Source organism: Nocardia sp. bgisy118 (assembly GCF_057708605.1).
This window is the reverse complement of record NZ_JBYISM010000033.1, coordinates 18,303-39,850: the sequence shown is the minus strand read 5'-3', so window position 1 is coordinate 39,850 and position 21,548 is coordinate 18,303. Positions and strand designations below refer to the sequence as shown.

Genomic DNA, 21,548 nt, shown 5'->3' with positions numbered 1-21,548 from the left:
GCGGCGCGGCGCATCGGGGGGAACCCTGAAATACATCCTGATCCGGTTGGACGGGCGGGCGCGGGCCCCGGCGATCACATCGTGAACGGATCCCCGAACACCGCGCCGTCCGCGGTCACCTCCGGCGTTTCCGCCGTGATGATCGCGTAAGCCTGCACCGTCAACGGCCCGCCGCAATCCTCGACGTGGACGCGCCGGTCCCGGCTGAACACGTACCCCGTGCTCCCTGGCAGCAGCTCCTTCTCGCCGACCGGCATGTCGACCACCTTGCCCGGGCTGATCGAGAGATCGACGCCGATCCCCGCGCTCAGGTACGGCCCGACGCTCACGTCCACCCCGGGCAGCAGCGACTCCGGCGTCAAACCCAGGTGCGCGTTCGCATCCGCGTCGATGCCGACCTCGGCCCCGAGATCGAGCTTTGCCTTCAGGTCGACCGCGCAGGCCACGAAGTACCCGGTCTTCAGGTGACCGGTTCCGTCCGACACCTGCCCGTAGAACGTATTGTCCAGGAACACGTCCCGATTCGTCGGCATGCCGTTCAGCGATCCCGTCGGCCGGGCCGCGTGCTCGGTGTGGCCCACCGTGAACTCCAGCCCGCCCGGGGCGGAGTACGTCTTCTCGTGCGGTGCGAGATCGACCGCCGCCGCCTGCGGTGCGAGCCCCGAGAGGCAACCCACCGCGATCGCGACAGCGGCCAGCCCAGACTTCCCATACATACGGGTATCCCCCTCGTTCCACGCCCGGGCTCCCTACCCGGCGCGACCACGGACTGCCCCCGTGGTCGCTTTCAGCATGGTCGGCGGTCCTGAAGGAATGCTTGGAAAGTCCCTGTAAGAGGGTGTGATTCAGGAGCAGGGTGGGCGGTAGGGGAGTTGGGGGAGGTGGCGTTGCCAGAGGTCCTCGGTCAGTAGGGAGCCGGTGACGTTGCAGATTCGATCGATGGCATGGGAGATGTCGAGGTCCCAGACGCGCAGCCCTCCGCCGGAGATGACGAGGTGGTTGCCGTGGGGGAGGAATTGGGCGGTCCAGTTCTCGCCGTCGCGCGGCGGTGCAATGGGGGCGCCGACCTGTCGAGGATTGGCGTGATCTGTCAAGTCCCACAGGGTTATTCGGCTGTCGCCACCTGTGATGACGGCGCTGCGGGAGTCTGCGGCGAAGGAGATACGGTCGACCGAAAGGCTGTCCGCGACGATCGGCGCGCTGATCGGTTGGATGTGGCTGCGGTCGCCGATGTCCCACACCTGCATCAGCTGGTTGTTCACCAGGAGCATCGTCCGGCCATCGGGAGCGAACTGTGCGGTGCTCAGGTTGGTGTCCAGGTCGGGAAGGGCGTTGCCGAGCGGGATAGGTCGTAGCGGATCGGCGAAGTCCCACAACGTGAGTGGCTCCCACACGACATGGCCCGGCACTAATGTGCGGACCGCGAGGAGGCTGCCGTCGCTGCTGAATGCGATGTCTCTCGCGCCGGCGACCGACACCTTTTCGCCGAGCGGGGTGGGGTTGGCGAGATCCTGGAGGCTCCACACTTGGAGCGAGTCGTCGTGTGACGTCACGGCGACCCGCCAATCCGGCCGGATCGCGTAGTGGTCGGTGCTCTCCAGCATTTTCGCCCAGTCGCCGAGACGACGCACGTTCGCCGGATCGGAGATGTCATACAGCGCGATGGGGCGTCCGAGCGAAGTGATGAGCAGGGTAGTGCCGTCTGGGCTGACCTTGGACGGGTAGCTGCCGGATTGGTGCGTGAAGCGACCTAGCAGCCGCCACCGCAACGGATCTCGGGTGTCCCAGATCTCGCTCGCGTCAGCGCCCGAATAGGTGACCGCGCGGTGGCCTGCCGCGTCGAAGAACGGAAAAGCCGACTTCTCTGCCGCGCCCGACACCAGTCCAGGCGGCATCGACCAGACGCGCAGGTTGCCGTCCGGGCCGCTCGCTGTCAGGGTCCGCCCGTCGGAACCGAACGCCAGGTCGGTGGGACCGCCGCGGCAGGGCATCGCCAAGCCGTTCGAGTACCGACAGGTCACCGGACTGATCGCCAGCGGCTCGTCGATAGGTGCGGGCCGGGACGGATCCGCTACGGTCCACAGTGCCGCCCGTTTGGTGGTGGCGACTGCGAGCACCAGGCCGTCCGGGCTGAAGGCGAACGACGACAGGACGAACTCGCCGATATCCACCGGTGCGCTGATCGGTGCGGGCGATATATCTCGCCCGACCCGCCACAGCCTCACCGCCGCCTGTTCCGCCTGCCGGTTGGGTCGCAGCGACCCGTCGCCCGTGCCGACGGCGAGAATTCGCCCGTCCGGGCGGAAGTCCATGTGGCGCAGTGCCGCCGTGTCGGCCTCGATCGGCGATCCGATCGGCACGATGCCCTCGGGGCGGCCGACGTCCCACAGCTGAATCCGCCCGTCGCTGGGCAGCGTAGTCGTAGACAGCTTGTTCGTCAGGACGGCCAACACCGGCTCGGTGGGGCTGAACAGCACGTCGGCACTGATGTCTCGTCCAAGCGGCAGCACCTGCCGAAGCTGTGGGCGAACGGGATCGGTGACGTTCCACAGCGTGACCGAGTCGGCGTTCACGGCGGCGAGGATGTTGCCGTCCGCACTGAAGCTCGTGGCCACGTACGGTCCAGCCTCGGCGCGCGGCAGCTCGGCCAACTGTCGTGGTGTGCCCGGCTCGGAGATGTCCAAGAGCCGCGTGACCTCGTTGCCGCTCGTCGCCATCACGCGACGGATCGGACTGAACCCGACATGCGAGATCTTGCCGGGGAGCTGCGTCAGCTTGCGGGGGTGCTGTGGGTTGCGCGTGTCCCACAGGTAGGCGACGCGGTCGTGGTCGACCGAGGCCAACAGCGCACCCCCTGGCTGCTGAGTCACCTCGACGTACCCGTTGACGTGGGCCGAGACGGTGGTCGCGAGTGGTTGATTCTGCGTGCTGAGCAGCTGGGTTCGCACCGCCTCGTCGCCGGGCCGCATCCGTTCGGCGACGAGATAGAGCTGCGCGGACAGCGAGGGATCGATGGCGCGCAGGCGCTGAGCCTCGGTCAGCACGGCGGCGAAATTCTTCTCCGCACGCTGTCGTTCCCCGAATTCGGTCTGGGTGTAGGCGGTGAGGCCGAGCACCAACAGCACCACTCCCGCCAACGCGAGACCGAGCCGGGTCAGCGAGGTGCGTCGGCGGGTCCGGCCGCGCGATGCGCGCGAGGCGTGCAGGAAGTCGTGGACTACCCCGTCGGCCGCCACGGCGTGGTCGAGCGCCGCCTCCAACCGGGACCCCCGATACAGCAGCGCCGGATCACGCCCCATCGAATCCCATTCGACCGCATCGGCTTCCACCCGCTGCCGCACCAGATAGCCGACCCGGTTCTCATCGATCCAGGCGCGCAGTCGCGGCCAGGCGTCGAGCACGATCTCGTGGGTGAGGAACACCGAGTCGGCGTCCAACGTCACAAGCCGGGTGCGCACGAGCAATTCCAGCGCCGTGGCGGCGGAGAGCGGGTCGGGACTGCGCTGCTGGAGTGCGGGGCGCACCGCGATGCGCCGGGTGTCGCGGGAGTCGCGCGCCACGGTGACGAGTCCGAGCAGGACGTCCTTCGCGGCAGACTGCTGCGGATCGGACAGTTCGCTCCACGCCTGTTCCGCGGTCGCGGCGACGGAGCCGACCACACCGCCCGCCGCGCGATAGCCCGCGACGGTCAGTTTGCGTCCCTCCCGGTGCTGCCAGGTGGCGGCCATGACGTGGGAGAGGAGCGGCAAGGCGCCAGGGTCGTAGCTCTGGCGGGTCCGATGGTCGCCGAGGCCGCAGAGTTCGGTGATGACGAGTTCGTCGAGTCCGGGTTCGAGTTTCAGTCCCGCGCGTTCGGCGGGGCCGGTGATCGCCTCGGTGAGCTCGTCGACGCGCATGGGGCCGAGCAGATAGCTGCGCTTTTCCAGGGACTCTTGCAGAACGGGATAGTCGAGGCAGCGGGCGTAGAAGTCGGCGCGCAGGGCGAGCACGACGGCGACGTTGTCGGTCTGTGTGGCGTGCCGATCGAGCAGCGCCAGGAACTCGTCGCGCTCCTGTTCGTCGGCGCAGACGGTGAACAGTTCTTCGAATTGGTCGATGATCAGCAGGAGCGATCCATCGGTCGACCTAGTCGCGGCGGCGCGGTCCTCGCCGGATGCTTTCACCGCGTCGGTGCTCGCGAAGTTCTCGCCCAGCACGCCAACAGTCTTCGCCGAGGCGATGCCAGCGGAGTCCTTGTCCTCCGTGCCGAATACTTTCGCCGAGTTGGTGTGGACAGAGTTCTTGCCTTGCGCGCCCGAGGGCTTCGCCGAGTCGGTGTCCGCGACGTCCCTGTCCTGTACGCCAGGAAACTTTGCCGTTTCCGTGCTCGCGGCGTTCTTCTCTTGCCCGCCAAGGGCCTTCGTCAACGAGTCCAGCGGATGCGCGCCGGGCGTCACTGTGACGATGTGCCAGTTACCTTGTCCCCGTGCGAGTTCGGACGACAACCCCGCCGCGAGCAGCGAAGACTTACCGGCTCCCGATGCGCCGATGAGCGTGACGATTCCGCCACCGTCGCGCCCAGTGTTCCGTACCAGCTCGGTGAGCTCCTCGGTCACCCGCTCGCGCCCGAAGAAGATGTCGCTGTCGGTGTTTCGATAGGACTGGAGGCCGAGGTAGGGGCACACGGCGTCGTCGGCGTCGTCGGGCGTCCACGAGTTCGACGCGGTCCACAGCCGCTTCCACTCCTGCGGGTCCGCGAGTTTCGCGGGCAGCGCGGTGCCGCGTTTCTTGGCGAGATCGATGAGCGTCAGCACCACCGGCAGCAGGGACTCGAAGCGGGCGGGCACATTTCGGCCCGCCTTCCAGTCGCTGATCCGCTGGGCGGACGCCGGGTTCGCCGCCGCGGCGGCCCGCATGCGGTTCTCCGCCTGGGCGGCGACCCTGCGCAGCGTCGGGTTGCCCGCAGCGGCATACAGGTCGGCGAATCGTTCAGCGAAAATCGCTCGTGGCGAACGAATTTCCCCCCGCAGCGCGTCCCCTGTCACGCGTGCCCACGGAAACGTTTGGGCGGTACGAACACAGGGACAATTTACCCGGCCGGGCCGCCGCTCACCTCCTCGACAGAGGCGGTGCGCCGCATCGCGCACCGCCTTCCATCTCGACCTCACAGGAAGATCGGGTCGCCGTAGACCGCTTCGCGCCCGCTGACTTCCGACGACTGCGCGTCGACGATCGTGTACGAGCGGATGGTGAGCGGACCGCCGCAATCCTGCACCGAGACGTGGAAATCGCGGCTGACGAGGTAGCCGGTGCCGCCGGGCGGCAGCTCTTTGGTACCGACCTCGAAGGGCTGGACCTTGCCCGGCGTGATCGACAGGTCGATGCTCGCGCCGATGTGCAGGTCGGGGCCGAGGCTCGCGTCCACGCTCGACGAGGCCGAGTCGCCGCTGCTGGAGCCGCCGACCTGGAATCCCGCGTCGAAGCCGATCGCCGCGCCGAGGTCGATGCCGACGGTCAGGTCGACCGCACAGGCGACCAGGTATCCGGCCTTCAGTGTTCCGGTCCCGCCCGCGTCGATCCGGCCGTAGAACGTGTCGTCGAGGAACACCTCCCGATTGGTCGGTATGCCGTTCAGCGGGGCCACCGGATGGAAGGCCTGATCGGAGTGTCCGACGGTGAACCGGAATCCGTTCGGCCCTTCGACCGTCTTCTCGTGCGGCGCCATCGGTGCCGCCCCGGCGAACGGGCTCCCCGTAAGGATCATGCAGACCACCAGGACGGCGGCCGAGAACAGCGACGCGAATACCGATATGTACTTCATGTGTTCCTCCCCGAAGTGCTTTCCCGCCGAAATGCGGGTGATCGAACCGGGTGATCCCGGTGGTGACCGGGTCTTCGGCGACCCAACGGAAAGGTATGGGGCGGTCGATGTCCGGGCCCAGCGCCGCAAGCGGGTCGTGAGCGGGAAAGCCCTGGTCGCGGCGTCGGTGCGGGTTTTCCGGACCGGCGAGGCGAGTGGGCGGGCCCGTGCCGCCGGTCGGGCTCGACGGCCGGGCGACAACTCGGCGGATGCTTGCATCTCCGCAGCTCAACAGGGTTCTTTGTCCGGTCCGGACGGCGTGGTGCGTCCGGATCGTGCTCCGGCTGGACCGGAAAGTCCGGGTTTCGGCGGGGCGGTTCTGCGTACCGGAATCGGTCAGCAGGCCGGGCGAACCGGTGGACCTTTGATTTCCGCAGTTCAACGGGATAGTCGGTCCAGAAGGACAACGTGGTGTGCCCGGTTCGCGATCCCCGCAGGGATGAGGGCGAGATCAGGGTGATTCCTGATGGCCGGGGTCGGGGGAGCGTGCCAGTATCGAAGCATGCACCCGACTGGTCCCGCGTTCGACGCTGCCCGCGGCGCCGCTCCGGGCTTCGGGAGCGCGCCCGGGTACGACGCCTCCCGCAGCTTCGGCGGCGGGCGCGGTCTCGGACCCGCCCCGGTGCTCGATCTCGGCAGACATCCGCAGCTGCGGCTGGTGCGCCGGTCCGGCGGACGGATCGTCGGCGGTGTCGCAGGCGGTCTCGCCGACCACCTCGGGCTCGACGTGTTCAAGGTGCGGATGGCATTCGTGCTGCTTTCCGCGCTGGCGGGGGCGGGCATCATCGCCTACGGCCTGCTGTGGATCTTCACCCCGAGCGGCGCCGATTCGGCCAAGCCGACCGGCACCGAGCGACGCCAGGCGATCGGTCTCGCGCTGCTCGGGCTCGGTCTCTCGGTGGCGGTCTCGTGGTTGATGAACGGCACCGTCGCGGCGAAGGTGATCGTGCCGATCGTCGTCGTCGCGGTAGGCGCCGCGCTGGTCTGGCGCGAATACGACACCGACGGCCCCCGTTCGCTGCTCGGCCTGCCCGCCCACCCCTCGGTGATCACCTGGGCGCGCGTCGTCGCGGGCGCCACCATGGTGGTGCTCGGGCTCGGCGTCGTCGTGCTGGCCAGGATCGACCTGAGCTCGCTCGGTTCCGCGCTGATCGCGGTGGCGGTCACCCTGATCGGCGCCGGACTGCTCACCGTCCCGCTGTGGCTGCGCATGATGCGCGCGCTGAACACCGAGCGCGCGGCCCGCATCCGCAACGAGGAACGCGAGGAGATCGCCTCGCATCTGCACGATTCCGTGTTGCAGACCCTGGCCCTGATCCAGCGTCAAGCGGACGACCCGCAGGAGGTGGCGCGGCTGGCCCGCAGCCAGGAGCGGGAACTGCGCAGGTGGCTGTTCGAGGATTCCGGTCCCGCGCAGTCGAGCCTGGCCGCGGCGCTGCGCACGATCGCGGGCGAGGTGGAGGACCAGCACGGCGTCAAGGTCACCCCCGTGACGGTCGGTGATGTCTCGATGGACGTCGACGACTCCGGAAACGGCCTGCCCAAGGAACATTTCACCGCGCTGCTCGGCGCCAGCAGGGAAGCGATGGTGAACGCCGCCAAGCACGCGGGCGTGCCGACCATCGATCTGTTCGCCGAGGCGGAGCCGCACCAGGTGAGCGTCTTCGTGCGCGACCGCGGCGCCGGATTCGACGTCGCCGCGGTGCCGCAGGACCGGCAGGGCCTCGCCAAATCCATCCGCGGCCGGATCGAACGCCGCGGCGGCCAAGTGGAGATCCTGTCGACTCCCGGTCGCGGCACCGAGGTGCGGATCTTCATGCCGCGCAGCGACTCCGGGGCGCACGAGGGCGCGGTCACCGACGCCGCGGGGGCCGGCGATCCGCCGACCGAGCGCGTCAGGCAGTCGGTGCGGTCCGGAAAGTAGTCGCGGAACCGGCAAGCGGTCGCACTCGGTCGAGTCGCGGGCGATGGACAACGTCGTGGCCGGGCCCGCGGTGTGGTACCGATGGAATGCGGACCTCCTCCTGGTGGGTCGGCGCAGTCAGGGTGGGTCGCTCCACCGAAGGTGAGGAGAAGCAGGTGAGCGTGCGGGTCTTTCTCGTCGACGATCACGCCGTGTTCCGTTCGGGTGTGCGCGCGGAGCTGAGCCGCGAGGCCGACATGGAGGTGGTCGGCGAGGCGGGCGGCGTGTCCGAGGCCATCGCCGGGATCAAGTCCACCCGTCCGGACGTGGTGCTGCTCGACGTGCACATGCCGGACGGCGGTGGCGTCGCGGTGCTGGCGGGTATCGAGGACGGCCCGGTGTGCTTGGCGCTCAGCGTGTCCGACGCCGCCGAGGACGTGATCGCGGTGATCCGCGCCGGCGCACGCGGCTACGTCACCAAGACCATCTCCGGCGCCGAACTCGCCGACGGCATCCGCAGGGTCGCCGGTGGTGACGCCGTCTTCAGCCCGCGACTGGCCGGATTCGTGCTCGACTCGTTCACCGGTAAGTCCCCGGTCCCCGAACCGCCGCTCGACCCGGAACTCGACTCGCTGACTCCGCGCGAACTCGAGGTCCTGCGCCTGCTCGCCCGCGGCTACACCTACCGCGAGATCGCCGAGAACCTCTTCATCTCGGTGAAGACCGTCGAGACGCACGCCTCCAACGTGCTCCGCAAAACCCAGCAGTCCAATCGCAATGCCCTCACCCGCTGGGCGCATCGCCGCCGCATCGATTAGTCCTCGCAAACCTTCCACACGCTTCGCAGCGGATACCCCTGCGAGGCGTGTGGAACGTCTGCGATGTGCCGTTACAGCGCGATGATGATGATGCCCATGATGATGAGCAGGCCGATGAAGAGGCCGATGGCTATGGCCAGGGGGGCGTTGTTGGGTTGGGATTTGGGAGCGCGCTGGGGGGCGGCAGGAGTAGTGGCTCTGGGGTTGGGAGCGGTGCGGTGAGGGCGGGGGAGAGGGGCCGAGTGCGGGCTGCGTAGGCCCGAGGCCGAATTCCGTGCCGCCCAGGGCGGGATGGTGCCGTCTTCGGTGCGCACGGGGGTGCCGAGGATATACGGCCCGGTACCGGGACCGAAAGCGGCGGTGAGGATTTCGTCGCGTGCCTCGGCCATGGTCGGCCTGCGCTGCGGCGCGGGCTCCATCATGTGCAGCAGGGCGTTGGTGAGGATGCCGCTGCGCGAGGGCGGAATGATCTGGGCCATCGCGGCGCGCTCCACCAGGACGTCGCTGTTCTCGTCCAAGCCGAACGGTGGCTGTCCTTCGATCGCGGTGTACAGCGTCGCGCCGAGCGAGAACACGTCGCTGGCCTCGGTCGGCTGCGCGCCGCGCGCCACCTCGGGCGGGAGGTAGGCGGGGGTGCCGGTGATGATCCCGTCCGGCTCGTCGGAGATCTCGCCTGCGCCGCGCGAGATGCCGAAGTCGCTGAGCTTGGCCATGCCGACGGCTTGGCCGCGGTCGGCGACGAGGATGTTGCCCGGTTTGATGTCGCGGTGGACGATGCCGACGGCGTGCGCGGCGGCCAGCGCGTCGGCGACCTGGGCGCCGATCTGTGCGACCTCGATCACCGGCAGCGTGTCGACCAGCGCCAGCGCCCGCGCCACGCTGCGCGAGGGCAGGTGTTCCATCACCAGCCATGGCTCGCCCGCTTCGAGCACCACGTCGTAGACGGCGATGGCGTGCTCATGCGACAGCTTCGCCGCGACCCGGCCCTCGTGCATGATCTGATTGCGCACCTCGGTGGCCTCGGCCTCGGGCAGTTCGGCGGTGGAGAGCACCTGCTTGATGGCGACCTCCCGGTCGAGCAGCCGGTCGTGCGCGAGCCACACCGCGCCCATGCCGCCGCCGCCGAGCTTGGACTTCAGGCGGTAGCGGCCTGCGACCAGATACTCGGGGCCGACGATGGGACGGGGGCGATCGATCATGGTGTGCAGGGTATCCGAATATCCCCGCGTCGCCGCGCCTCTTGCGCCGACAAGTGGCGGTGCGAGAACAAGTTACGGCGATACCTCGCTTTTCGGGCGGCCTGGCGTTCGGCGCCGGAAAAAGCCGGGCGCGGGGTGCGCGGTGATCCCGGGCGCGTCCGGTGCTCTTGACGGCATTCCGGGGGTGGGTTTCTACTTGAGGCGTATCGAACGTATATTCGATCAGAGATCGATAGCTGGATCGGTGCTGGCTTCCGTTCCTCCGCGTGGAGGTGGGGTCGGTCCGCTCGCTTCGCCTCGGAGTCCATCGTGGGAAGTAGGTGGTTGTGATGGGTTCGGACGTGCGGGTGGGGGAGACAGATAGACAACAGAAGCTGGCCGAGCTGCGCAGTCGGATGGCCGCCATCCCCGGCCGCGGCGAGTCGGCGGCCGCGCGCGTCCCGCATGCCGAGGACATGCGCCGCGAACCGCTACCGGTGCCCCGGGCCCTTGCGGAATTGTTGCCGGAGGGCGGTCTCGGCAAGGGTTCCGTGGTCGCCTACACGGGGGCGCGTTCGCTGCTCGCCGGTCTGCTCGCCGCGGTGACCGAGCACGGCGGGCACGCCGCGGTCGTCGGGGTGCCGAGATTCGGTCTGCTCGCGGCGGCGGAGATGGGCGCCGAGCTGGCACGGCTGGCCGTGATCGCCGATCCCGGCCCCGACCCGGTCGAGGTGGCCGCGGTGCTGCTGGACGGCCTCGACCTGGTCGTACTCGGGCTCGGCGGCGTCGCCGTCCCCCCGGCGCGCACCCGCGTGCTCGCCGCTCGCGCCCGCAGCAAGGGCGCCACCCTGATCGTCGCCGACGGCGATTGGCCCAACCCCACTCTGCGCCTCGACGCCCGTATCGCCGGATACGTCGGTCTCGGCACCGGACACGGCCGCCTGCGTTCCCTCAGCCTCGAGGTCGAGGCGCGGCACCGGGCGAGCCTGCCTCGGCGCGGACGAGTCGAACTGCGCCCCAGCGGTGGTCGTGTCGAATGGTTCGCCCAGGAGACCTCGCCCGCGCCCGTCGAACTGCCGATCGCGCGGGGTGCGGCGTCATGAGTCACCCGGAGACCGGCGCCACGCGGCGTCTCCGAGAGGAGCGGTGCGGCGACCGCCGTGGTGTCCAGAGTGGTGGTGCGGCACCGTGATCCGGCCGCGTGGCGCGACGCGGGTGCTCGCGGTGTGGTGTCAGGACTGGCCCGCGGTCGCGGCGGCGGCCGTGGCCGAGCTGCCGCCGACGCGGCCGGTGGCGGTGCTGTCCGCCAATCGGGTGGTGGCGTGCTCGGCGGTGGCGCGGGCCGAGGGGGTGCGGCGCGGGCTGCGACGCAGAGAGGCGCAGGCGCGGTGCCCGGAATTGTTTCTGGTGCAGGCGGATCCGGATCGGGATGCGCGACTGTTCGAGCCGGTGGTCGCGGCCGTGGACGCCACGGTGCCCGGCGTGGAGGTGCTGCGGCCCGGGCTGCTCGTGCTCGGCGCGCGCGGGGCGGCCCGGTTCTTCGGGTCCGAGGAGGCGGCCGCCGAACGGTTGGTCGACGCGGTGGCCGCGGTCGGGGTGGAGGCGCAGATCGGCATCGCCGACGAGCTGTCCACGGCGGTGATCGCGGCGCGGCGCGGGGCGATCGTGCCGTGCGGCGAGGGCGCGGAATTCCTGGCGCCGCTCGTGGTGTCCGAACTCGCGCTGGAGCCGAGCCTGGCCGCGCCGGAGCGCGCCGAGCTGGTGGACCTGTTGCACCGCTTGGGTTTACGCCGGATCGGTGATTTCGCGGCGCTCGGCCCCGCCGAGGTCGCCTCCCGCTTCGGCGCGGACGCCGTGCTCGCGCATCGCAGCGCGCGCGCCGTCCCGGAACGCCCGCCCGCCGCGCGCCGCCCGCCGCCCGAGCTCGCGGTGGAGCAGCGCTGCGACCCGCCGATCGACCGGGTCGACGCGGCCGCCTTCGCGGGACGCATGCTCGCCACCCGGCTGCACGCCAAGCTGTCCGACGCCGCGCTGGCCTGCACCCGGCTCGCGGTGTTCGCCGAAACCGAAGCGGGCGAACAGCTCTCCCGGATCTGGCGGTGCGCCGAGCCGCTCACCCCCGAGGACACCGCCGACCGGGTGCGCTGGCAGCTCGACGGCTGGCTGACCCGCCGCGATCGCCCCACCGCACCGGTTACATTGCTGCGCCTGGAACCCGTGGAGGTCGTGCGGGCGGGCGCGCTGCAACTCGGTCTGTGGGGCGGCGTCGGCGAGGAGGACGAGCGCGCCCGCCGCGCCCTGGTCCGGGTGCAGGGACTGCTCGGCGGCGAGGCGGTCCAGGTGGGAGTGCTCAGCGGCGGCCGCGGTCCCGCCGAACGCGTCACCATGGTCGTGCTCGGTGACGAACGGGTGCCCGCGGCCGATCCGGAGCTGCCATGGCCCGGCCGGCTACCGGAACCCGCCCCCGCGGTGCTGCTGCTGAACCGTCCCGTTGTGCGCCTGGAGGCGGCCGACGGAACGCCGGTCCTGGTCACCGAGCGCGGCCTGTTCACCGCCGACCCGGCCCGCCTGCACTGGGGCAGCCGCAGCTGGCCGCTGGCGGGCTGGGCCGGACCGTGGCCGATGGACGAGCACTGGTGGGTCCCCGATTCCGCCGCGGCGGCCCGCGCCCAGGTTCAGCTGGGCGGCGACGCGGGCGAGGTCCGGGTGTTGCTGCTCGTCTACAGCGACGAGTCGTGGCGAGCCGAGGGACTTTACGACTGATCCGCCCGCCAGTCCTGGCGCGCCGTCCAGTCACGCAGGCTGGTGGCTCCGGTCTCGAGCACCGACGGATCGGGTTCCGGAGGTGTCGGCGCTCCCGGGGGTGGCGGTGTGTATACCGAGGCGACGCCTTCGGCGGCCTCGATCCCGAGGTGCGGGGCGAGCATCTCCCGATAAGCGGTGGGAGATATGGAATTCCACCGCACCGGGTGTCCGAGGGCTGCGCTGAGTTCGGCGGCGACCTCGTCTCCCGTCAGTGCCTGTGGGCCCGCCACGATTCGCAGCGGGGGTCGAGCCGTCGCAGTGATCAAGGCCGCGACGGCTGCGCCGAGATCGTCCAGCGCGACCCATGGGACGGGTATTTCCCGCGGCAGCGGGTAGGCGATCTCTCCGGCGCGCACGAGCGGGGCGGACCAGGGCGCTACGAGGTTCTCCATGTACTGCCGAGCGGGTGCGACCACCGTGGCCGCCTCGATGTCGCGGGACAGTTCGGCGGACAGCAGCACGCGGGCATCCACGAACGGCACGCCGACGGGCGCGGGCGGCATCACGCTGCCGGTATTGAGAACGACTCGCCGCACGCCTGCCTTGCGGAGTCCGGCCAGCACGGACTCGGCCTGCCGGACGGCGAGGTCGGTGAAGACCAGCGGCAACTGCACGATCACGGCGTCGGCGCCCGCGTACGCGGCGGCCAGCGACTCGGGTTCGAGTAGATCGGCCTGGACCGGCTCGGCATCCGGATGCAGCCGGGTAGAAGAAGAGCGGACGATGCCCCGGACGCGGTGCCCCGCCGACAGCAGCCCGCGGACGATGGCCGCGCCCTGCGTTCCGGTCGCGCCGTGGACGATCACGGTTGATGTGTTCATGCTCGCGACGTTAGTTTCCAGAATGAAGCAATACCTAGAAAGTGATATAGTTTTCCAATGGGAACTATTGGCGTTGAGCAGCTGAAACGCTTGCAAGAAGCCGCTTGTTCTGGCTGCGGTGTAGAACGCACGCTGAAGGTCCTGGACGGAAAGTGGACGACGCTGATCGTCCGAGAACTACTGTCCGGCCCCAAGCGCTTCGGCGACCTGCGCGCGGCACTCGGTTCGCCGAGTGCCAAGACCCTCACCGATCGCCTCCGCGCCCTCGAACACCAGCGGATCCTCACCCGCACCGTCTATGCCGAAGTCCCGCCCCGCGTCGTCTATCAGCTCACCGAAGACGGCGAGAGTCTCAGCGACATCTTCTACGCCATGTTGAAGTGGGGCGAGGAACACCCTCTCGTCGAGGACTGACAGCCGCGCCGAACGGTGCCTTCCGGCGAGTTCGGCGTCGCTCGGACGGCGTTCGGCCGCTGTGATACTGCCGACAAATCCTGGGTGGCGGCCGGGTGGTGGTCGGTACCCTCGAACATCGTGGATCTGACGGTTGCCCGGATGGCGTTCGGTGGGGTGCAGATCGCCTTTCGTGATTCGGGGGCGGTCGACGACACGCCCGTCGTGCTGGTGCACGGGATGGGCGGGGACGGGCACACCTGGGATCGCTTCGCGCGCCGGTTGGCGCGGACCGGGCGACGGGTGATCATCCCGGATCTGCGTGGGCACGGCCGCAGCGCGCACACCGATTCCTACCGATTCGACGAGTTCGGCGCCGACGTGCTGCGCCTGTGCGAACACCTCGACCTGCGCCAGGTGGATCTCGTCGGGCACTCGCTCGGCGGTTACGCGGTGTCCTGCGTCGCGCAGGAGCGGCCCGAGCTGGTGCGCAGGCTGGTGATCGAGGAGTGTCCGCTTCCGCTGCGCTCCGGTGACGAGGAACTGCGGCTGACCCGCCGTTTCCCCACCATCCCCGAACTCTGGCACGCCACGACCAGCCTGATCCGGCACCCGCGCGCCGTGCTGGCCTTCGACCGCTCGATGACCCGCACCGCACTGGAGCAGTTCCGCAAGCCGAACCCGGAATGGTGGGACCGGCTGTCCGACATCACCGCACCCACGCTGGTACTGCGCGGCGGGCCGGGCGGCATGGTCGATCCGGAGAAGCTGGCGGTGCTGCTCGACTTGGTTCCCGACTGCACCGCCACCCCGTTCTCCTGCGGCCACAGCATCCATCGCGACCGGTACCGTGAGTTCGAGGCCGTGGTGCTGCCGTTCCTCGCGCGGTGAACGCCTTCGACGGCTTGCCCTGTTCGTCGGCCTCGGCCGACGTCCCGCTGCCCGGCACCGCGACGCGGGTGAGCGGATGGCTCTGCGTCGAACATCCCGGCGCGTGGGGTCGTGACGTGATCGGCGACGAGGTGCTCGGTCCCGGCATCACCGCGGAACTCGCCGCGCGCACCACCGCCGCGCGGGTGCGCCCGACCCTGATCCGTCGCCCCGGACGCAGCGAATTCACCGGAGTCCGAACGGTTCTGCTGGTCAACTCGCGCGCCGAAGGCGGCTGGTGCGAGCGGCTCGAGATCGCCGACCTGAAGCAGTTGCTCGACATCGATCTCCACCTGCTCGACGGTCCGCCGCCGGGCCTCGGGGAACTGGTGACCGATCCGCTGGTCCTGGTATGCGCGCACGGCAAGCGCGATCAGTGCTGCGCCATGCTCGGTCGCCCCATCGCCGCGGCGTTGTCGGCCGCTCATCCCGGCCGGGTCTGGGAGTGCTCGCACACCGGCGGCCATCGCTTCGCGCCCGCCATGGTGCTGCTGCCTTCGGGACTCACCTACGGGCGCGTCGACGCCGCCGCCGCGAACGCTGCCGTTGCGGCCGTGCACCGCGGCGAGGTGGCGCTCACCGGTCTGCGCGGGCGCAGCGGACACAATCCCGTCGAACAGGTCGCCGAACTCGCGGTGCGCGCCGAGGTCGCCGCGGGCCTGGACGACCTCACGGTGCGCTCGGAACCCGAAAACAACTCCGTCGCAACAGATCCCACATACGTGGGCAGCGCGCTCGTCTGCCACCACGACGGCAGGCGCTGGCGCGTCACCGCACGGACGGTCGCCTATGCCCCGCGACAGGCCAGCTGCGGCGCGGGCCCGAAACCGGTCACCGCGTTGGTCGCCGACCCCATCCAGCCGCTGCCCTGACCCCCGGGCTGGCGTGCTTCGGATGCTGGCGCGGCCGGGCGGCGCGGGGCAGGTAATGTCCCGACGACAAGCCGGTCGAGGGAGGGACGCGATGACGACACCGCCGTGGGGATCGAACATGCCGGGTTATCCGCCCGGACCACCGCACGGTGGCGTGCCGGGATATCCGCCGCAACCCCACGGTGCGCCTCCAGTTCCGCCGCCCGGCGGGTATCCCGTTCCGCCGCAAGGCCACCCGGCCCCGCCCGGCTATCCCGCCCCGCCACCGCATGGGCACCCGGCTCCGCCGCCCGGCTACCCGGTCCCGCCGCCGGGCTATCACCAACCGCCACCACCCGCTCAGCCGAACCTCGAATTCGCAGGCACCCCAGCGGTCAAGGCGTATCTCGCCGCGGTGACGCATCACATGACCGTCGGCCGGATGCAGATCGCGCAGCACATGGTCGGTCCGCTGATGAGCCTGGTCGGCGTCACCGCGGTGATCGCGACCGCGCTGAACCCGATCGATCTCGTGCTCTGCGTCGCCACGCTGGAGGAGATCTCGCCCGCCGCCGTCGACGACTTCCCGCGCCAGGTGGACGGTTTCGCCAAGAATCAGCGCAGACGGAGTGTGTTCGGGGTGAAGGGCGGCGCGATGGGAGTGGCGGCGCTGGTATCCGAACGCGTCCACCCCGCCGCCGTGCAGGCGCTGCGCAATCGGCCGATGAGCTTCGGCTCGGTGGTGACGCCCGCGGTAGTGGATCTGGGGAATCGGCAGCTGCACATCGCCGCCAACACGCCCGCCGTCGGCCTGGCGATGTGGCACAGCGTGCGCTCGCAGGCGCGGGCCTACCTGCCGGAGCCGCGCCTGGTCCTGGGGTAGTCCCCGGTCACCAGTGGGTGCCGGGGACCCAGCGCGCGGCGCGGCGCAGCACGGTGCCGGTGACTCGGCGCGCGGTGGATGGCTGCTGCGGTTCCGGTTGCGTGGCAACGGGTTCCACGTCGTCCTCGATGTCGGTGATCTCGCCCTTGGCGGCGGGGGAGTCCGGCAGCGCACGGTAGTAGCGGTGCAGCATGCGGTCGCGGAGCTTGGGTGTGAGCAGCGCGCCGTACTCGGCGAAGGTGCCGATCGGGACGTCGATCCGCTTGGGGCGCTCGGTGAGCGCGCGCACGATCGTGGCCGCCGCCCATTCCGGTGATTCCGACGGGCCCTGGTCGCCGCTCGGTGTGATCATCGGCGTGCGCACCAACGGCATGTGGATGGTGGTGAAGGTGACGCCGTCGGCCATGGTCTCCACGGCGGCCACCTCGGTGAACTTGTCCAGCGCCGCCTTGCTGGCCAGGTACGCGGCGAATCTGGGGGTCGCGACCTGCACGCCCGCGCTGCTGATCTGCACGACGTGGCCGAACTTGCGCTCGCGCATCTGGGGCAGCAGGGCGAGCGTCATGCGCAGCGCGCCGAAGTAGTTCACCGCCATGGTGCGCTCGAAGTCGTGCAGGCGGTCGGTGGAGCGGTGGATGGCGCGGCGGATGGAGCGGCCCGCGTTGTTCACCAGCATGTCGACGTGGCCGTGCTCGTCGAGGATGGTCTTGACGGTGTGGTCGACGGAATCGGAATCCGTGACGTCGCACTGGTATCCGTATGCCGAGCCGCCCGCGGCACGGATCTCGTCGACCACGGTCGCGAGCTCGTCGCCGCGGCGGGCCAGCAGGAACACGGTGGCGCCCTTGGCGGCCACGGCCGCCGCGGCGGCCCGGCCGATGCCGGAGGAAGCGCCGGTGATGAGGACGTGCCTGCCGGTCAGGTCCCGGTTGCGGCGGTTGCGTCGGCTCTGCCCGCGCGCACCGGCGTCGTCGGCGGAAGCTTGGGTCATCGGGTTGCTCCTTTGTCGCGGTCAACGGAGACGGCCAGGGTTGGCACGAACTTACTCTGAAGTAAGTTTACCCGCCAAGTGGCGCTCGTCACGCCCGAGGACATGGCCGAACGAACCTCGAATACATCGAACATATGTGCGATACTCGTGCGCATGGCGGACGATCGGATGGCGGACATCTTTGCCGCGGTGCGGCTCGGCAGCGGAAACCCGGAAGCGGCGCGGCGTGCGCTCGGCGCGCTGTGGGAGGAATTGGACCCGTCCGGTGATCCCTTGCAGCGCTGCGTGATCGCGCATCATCTAGCCGTCCTACAGGAAGCGGACGAGGACGCGCTGAGCTGGGATCAGCGCGCGCTCACCGCGGTGTTCGGGCCCGGTATCCCGCTGGACGAGGGCCTGCGCTGCTTCCTGCCCTCGCTGTACCTGAATCTGGCCGACAGTCACCGCAGGCTCGGCGACTTCGACGGCGCGCGAATGCAATTGGCGATCGCGCGCGGCCACCTGCGGATCCTGGCCGACGACGCCTACGGCGAGATGATTCGCGACGGGCTGGATCGGGTGGATGCCGCGGTGGCGGCCGGCTCCACCGCGCGCGTTCGCGGGGACTGATCGACCGGGGAAGCGGGTGGGCGGCGGATCGATGAGGGGTTCGCCGCCCGCCTGTTGCGACTCGGTATCCGTTGAGGATGCCCGCGCGCGTCTCTCTTCTATCGAATGTATGTTCGACTGAGGAGGTGATACGTCATGGGTTGGAGCAACGGGCCCCCGACCTGGGCGGAACTGGAGCGGGTGCTCTCCGGTCGGCCCGGCCGGACCAACCCGGACGCCATGTACCCGGGCGACGGCGGTGACAGCCCGGCGTGGTCGCGCAAGCGCGAGCCGTACGTGGCCGAGCCGATGCGCCCAGACGGCCCGACGGTGCCGTACGCGGAACTGCACGCGCACTCGGCCTACAGCTTCCTCGACGGCGCCTGCCAGCCCGAAGAGTTGGTGGAGGAGGCGGTGCGGCTGGGGCTGGAGGCGATCGCGCTCACCGATCACGACGGCTTCTACGGAACCGTGCGCTTCGCCGAGGCGGCCAAGGAATGGGGGATGACGACCGTCTTCGGCGCGGAACTGTCGCTGGGACCGCCGGACGCGCGTCGGCGCGCGACGGAAGCGGCCACGCACGCCGACGCGCCGGATTCGGCGCCGCGCACGGGCGAGCCGGACCCGGCCGGACCGCACCTGCTCGTGCTGGCCCGCGGCCAGGAGGGTTATCGGCGGCTCTCCCGCGAGATCGCCGCCGCCCACTTGGCCGCGGGGGAGAAGGGCATTCTCCGCTACGACCTCGACGTCCTCACCGCGGCGGCGGGCGGCCACTGGCACATCATGACCGGCTGCCGCAAAGGCCACCTCCGCCGCGCGCTCGCCGAGGACTTGCGCGCGGGCGACACCCGCCTGGTGCGAGCCGAGGCCGCGCTGCGCGAACTCACCGAACGCTTCGGCGTCGAACGGGTGGGCGTGGAACTCACCCACCACGGCGTCCCGGAGGACGACGAGCGCAACGCCCACCTGATCGACCTGGCCGACCGGCTCGGTCTTCCCGTGATCGCCACCACCGGAGCGCATTTCGCCGCGCCCGCGCAACGCCGCCGCGCCATGGCGCTGGCCGCCGTCCGGGCCAGGCGGAGCCTGGACGACATCGCGGGCTGGCTCGCACCCACCGGCGGCGCGCACCTGCGCTCCGGCGCGGAGATGGCGCGGCTGTTCGCCGCCTGCCCCGACGCGGTGGCCAATGCCGCGGCGCTGGCCCGTGAGTGCGCCTTCGACCTGCGCCTCATCGCGCCCCAGTTGCCGCCCTTCGACGTGCCGGAGGGCCACGACGAGAACACTTGGCTGCGCGAACTCGCGCTCACGGGAGCGGGCCGCCGCTACGGCTCGCCGCGGGAGAACCCGGCGGCCTACCGCCAGATCGAACACGAGCTCGAGGTGATCGAGCAGCTCGGCTTCCCCGGCTACTTCCTGGTGGTGCACGACATCGTCAGTTTCTGCGCCGACAACGACATCCTGTGCCAGGGCCGGGGTTCGGCGGCCAACTCCGCGGTCTGCTTCGCCATCGGCATCACCAATGTCGATCCGGTGGCCAATCAGCTGTTGTTCGAACGCTTCCTCTCGCCGGAACGCGACGGCCCGCCCGATATCGACGTGGACATCGAATCCGATCGCCGGGAGGAGGCGATCCAGCACGTGTACGCCAAGTACGGCCGCGAATACGCCGCCCAGGTGGCCAATGTGATCACCTATCGCGGCAAGTCGGCGGTGCGCGATGCCGCACGCGCGCTGGGCTTCTCGCCCGGGCAGCAGGACGCGTGGAGCAAACAGGTGAGCCGCTGGTCCGGCGTCGCGGCCGAGACCGGCACCGACATCCCCGACGAGGTCCTGCGTTTGGCCGCCGACATCGAGGGGCTGCCGAGGCATCTCGGCATCCACTCCGGCGGCATGGTGATCTGCGACCGTCCCATCGCCGACGTGTGCCCGGTGGAGTGGGCGCGGATGCCAGGCCGCAGCGTATTGCAGTGGGACAAGGACGATTGCGCCGCGGTCGGGCTGGTGAAGTTCGACATGCTCGGGCTCGGCATGCTTTCCGCGCTGCACTACATGATCGATCTGGTGCGCGAGCACAAGGGCGTCGAGGTGGAGCTGCACAAGCTCGACCTGAAGGAAGCCGCCGTCTACGAAATGCTCTCGCGCGCCGACTCGGTCGGCGTCTTCCAGGTGGAGTCGCGGGCGCAGATGGCCACCCTGCCCCGGCTGAAGCCGCGCGATTTCTACGACCTGGTGGTGGAGGTCGCGCTGATCCGGCCCGGTCCCATCCAGGGCGGCTCGGTGCATCCGTACATCCGCCGCCGCAACGAGCGCGAAGAGGTGACCTACGACCATCCGGCGCTGGAGAATTCGCTCGGCCGCACCCTCGGCGTTCCGCTGTTCCAGGAGCAGCTGATGCAGATGGCCGTCGACGTCGCCGGTTTCACCGCCGCCGAGGCCGATCAGCTCCGCCGCGCGATGGGTTCCAAACGCTCACCGGAGCGCATGGAACGGATCAAGGCCCGTCTCTACCAGGGCATGCGGGAGCTGCACGGCATTACCGGCGAGGTCGCCGACCGTATCTACGAGAAGCTCTACGCCTTCGCGAATTTCGGCTTCCCGGAAAGCCATTCGCAGAGTTTCGCCGCGCTGGTGTTCTACTCGGCGTGGTTCAAGCTGCATTATCCCGCCGCGTTCTGCGCCGGATTGCTGCGCGCCCAGCCGATGGGCTTCTATTCCCCGCAATCCCTGGTCGCCGACGCGCGCAGGCACGGTGTCGCGGTGCACGGTCCGGACATCAATGCCAGTCTCGCCGACGCCACCGTGGAGGCGGCGGGCTCCGAGGTCAGGCTCGGGCTGGCCGCGGTTCGTCATCTCGGCACGGAGCCGGCCGAGCGCATCGTCGCTGCCCGCCGCGAAAGCGGTCCGTACACTTCGTTTCTCGATCTGACCGGACGGGTGCCGCTCACCGTCGCCCAGGCCGAATCGCTGGCCACCGCGGGCGCGCTCGGCAGCCTCGGCATCAGCAGGCGCGAGGCGCTGTGGGCGGCGGGCGCCGCGGCGGGGGAGCGCGCGGATCGGCTGCCCGGCACCGGGGCGGCGACCACCGCGCCCGCCCTGCCCGGTATGAGCGAGCTGGAGCTCGCCGCCGCCGACGTGTGGGCCACCGGGATCTCACCGGGCAGCTACCCGACCGAATTCCTGCGTCCCCAGCTCGACGCGCTCGGTGCGATCCCCGCCGCCGGATTGCTCGCCGTCCCCGACGGTTCCCGGGTGCTGGTCGGCGGAGCGGTCACCCACCGCCAGCGACCCGCCACCGCCGCGGGCGTCACCTTCCTCAACCTGGAGGACGAGACCGGCATGGTGAACGTGGTCTGCTCGGTCGGGCTGTGGACCCGCTATCGCCGCTTGGCCCAGGGCGCCACCGCCCTGCTCATCCGCGGCCGGGTGCAGAACGCGGAGGGCGCGGTCAGCGTTGTCGCGGAACACCTTCAGCGGCTGCATCTGCGGATCGAGGGGAAGTCGCGCGACTTCCGGTGAGCGTGTCAACGCACATCGGCGTCAGCCAG

The 21,548-nt window shown here is 70.1% G+C and carries 16 protein-coding genes; 10 read left to right on the top strand and 6 right to left on the bottom strand.

Features of this window, described 5'->3' with window-relative positions; all coding sequences use genetic code 11:
• Positions 1–74: 74 nt before the first annotated feature.
• The 3 genes from AC3EO7_RS31390 to AC3EO7_RS31380 all read right to left on the bottom strand — a co-directional run bounded on the left by AC3EO7_RS31390 (position 75) and on the right by AC3EO7_RS31380 (position 5,800).
• A complete protein-coding gene (locus tag AC3EO7_RS31390) occupies positions 75–716 on the bottom strand; it encodes an MspA family porin (protein WP_435593186.1) in 642 nt (213 codons plus the stop codon).
• A 129-nt stretch (positions 717–845) separates the two neighbouring features.
• Complete coding sequence (locus AC3EO7_RS31385; RefSeq protein ID WP_435593185.1) at positions 846–5,024, bottom strand: NACHT and WD repeat domain-containing protein; 4,179 nt, start codon at positions 5,022–5,024, stop codon at positions 846–848.
• A gap of 119 nt (positions 5,025–5,143) precedes the next feature.
• Positions 5,144–5,800, bottom strand: coding sequence for an MspA family porin (locus AC3EO7_RS31380; RefSeq protein ID WP_431964251.1), 657 nt, complete (start codon positions 5,798–5,800; stop codon positions 5,144–5,146).
• A 541-nt stretch (positions 5,801–6,341) separates the two neighbouring features.
• Here AC3EO7_RS31380 and AC3EO7_RS31375 point away from each other — a divergent pair.
• Both AC3EO7_RS31375 and AC3EO7_RS31370 read left to right on the top strand, forming a co-directional pair.
• Positions 6,342–7,763, top strand: coding sequence for an ATP-binding protein (locus AC3EO7_RS31375; RefSeq protein WP_431964253.1), 1,422 nt, complete (start codon positions 6,342–6,344; stop codon positions 7,761–7,763).
• A 161-nt stretch (positions 7,764–7,924) separates the two neighbouring features.
• A complete protein-coding gene (locus AC3EO7_RS31370) occupies positions 7,925–8,560 on the top strand; it encodes a response regulator (RefSeq protein ID WP_357407925.1) in 636 nt (211 codons plus the stop codon).
• 71 nt (positions 8,561–8,631) lie between these two features.
• On the opposite strand, the gene AC3EO7_RS31365 is transcribed toward AC3EO7_RS31370, so the two are convergent.
• Positions 8,632–9,759 (bottom strand): serine/threonine-protein kinase, encoded by a 1,128-nt coding sequence (locus tag AC3EO7_RS31365; RefSeq protein ID WP_431964255.1) that lies wholly within the window; start codon positions 9,757–9,759, stop codon positions 8,632–8,634.
• A 329-nt stretch (positions 9,760–10,088) separates the two neighbouring features.
• On the opposite strand from AC3EO7_RS31365, the gene AC3EO7_RS31360 reads away from it, so the two are divergent.
• Complete coding sequence (locus tag AC3EO7_RS31360; protein ID WP_431964257.1) at positions 10,089–10,841, top strand: hypothetical protein; 753 nt, start codon at positions 10,089–10,091, stop codon at positions 10,839–10,841.
• 85 nt (positions 10,842–10,926) lie between these two features.
• Positions 10,927–12,501, top strand: a complete 1,575-nt coding sequence (locus tag AC3EO7_RS31355; RefSeq protein WP_435593184.1) for a DNA polymerase Y family protein — start codon at positions 10,927–10,929, stop codon at positions 12,499–12,501.
• Here AC3EO7_RS31355 and AC3EO7_RS31350 read toward each other — a convergent pair.
• Positions 12,492–13,364 carry an NmrA family NAD(P)-binding protein gene (locus tag AC3EO7_RS31350; protein WP_435593183.1) on the bottom strand — a complete coding sequence of 291 codons (873 nt, stop codon included), beginning with the start codon at positions 13,362–13,364 and terminating at the stop codon, positions 12,492–12,494. The two genes, AC3EO7_RS31355 and AC3EO7_RS31350, sit on opposite strands and share 10 nt — an antisense overlap.
• A 57-nt stretch (positions 13,365–13,421) precedes the next feature.
• On the opposite strand from AC3EO7_RS31350, the gene AC3EO7_RS31345 reads away from it, so the two are divergent.
• The 4 genes from AC3EO7_RS31345 (at position 13,422) to AC3EO7_RS31330 (ending at position 16,421) form a co-directional block, all read left to right on the top strand.
• A complete protein-coding gene (locus AC3EO7_RS31345; protein ID WP_435593182.1) occupies positions 13,422–13,778 on the top strand; it encodes a winged helix-turn-helix transcriptional regulator in 357 nt (118 codons plus the stop codon).
• A gap of 141 nt (positions 13,779–13,919) precedes the next feature.
• Positions 13,920–14,648: an alpha/beta fold hydrolase gene (locus AC3EO7_RS31340; protein WP_431964540.1), complete on the top strand. Its 729-nt coding sequence runs from the start codon at positions 13,920–13,922 to the stop codon at positions 14,646–14,648.
• Complete coding sequence (locus AC3EO7_RS31335) at positions 14,645–15,559, top strand: ferredoxin family protein (protein WP_435593181.1); 915 nt, start codon at positions 14,645–14,647, stop codon at positions 15,557–15,559. Before AC3EO7_RS31340 ends, AC3EO7_RS31335 begins: the two co-directional genes overlap by 4 nt.
• A gap of 91 nt (positions 15,560–15,650) precedes the next feature.
• Positions 15,651–16,421, top strand: a complete 771-nt coding sequence (locus AC3EO7_RS31330; RefSeq protein ID WP_435593180.1) for a hypothetical protein — start codon at positions 15,651–15,653, stop codon at positions 16,419–16,421.
• A 7-nt stretch (positions 16,422–16,428) separates the two neighbouring features.
• Here AC3EO7_RS31330 and AC3EO7_RS31325 read toward each other — a convergent pair whose 3' ends face one another.
• Positions 16,429–17,412, bottom strand: coding sequence for an SDR family NAD(P)-dependent oxidoreductase (locus AC3EO7_RS31325; RefSeq protein WP_435593179.1), 984 nt, complete (start codon positions 17,410–17,412; stop codon positions 16,429–16,431).
• A gap of 153 nt (positions 17,413–17,565) precedes the next feature.
• Here AC3EO7_RS31325 and AC3EO7_RS31320 point away from each other — a divergent pair, with 153 nt between their 5' ends.
• Together AC3EO7_RS31320 and AC3EO7_RS31315 are read left to right on the top strand one after the other, a co-directional pair.
• The gene (locus AC3EO7_RS31320; RefSeq protein ID WP_431964271.1) at positions 17,566–18,021 is read left to right on the top strand and encodes a hypothetical protein; all 456 of its coding nucleotides are present in this window, start codon (positions 17,566–17,568) and stop codon (positions 18,019–18,021) included.
• A gap of 135 nt (positions 18,022–18,156) precedes the next feature.
• Positions 18,157–21,519: an error-prone DNA polymerase gene (locus AC3EO7_RS31315; protein ID WP_435593178.1), complete on the top strand. Its 3,363-nt coding sequence runs from the start codon at positions 18,157–18,159 to the stop codon at positions 21,517–21,519.
• Positions 21,520–21,548 lie beyond the last annotated feature (29 nt).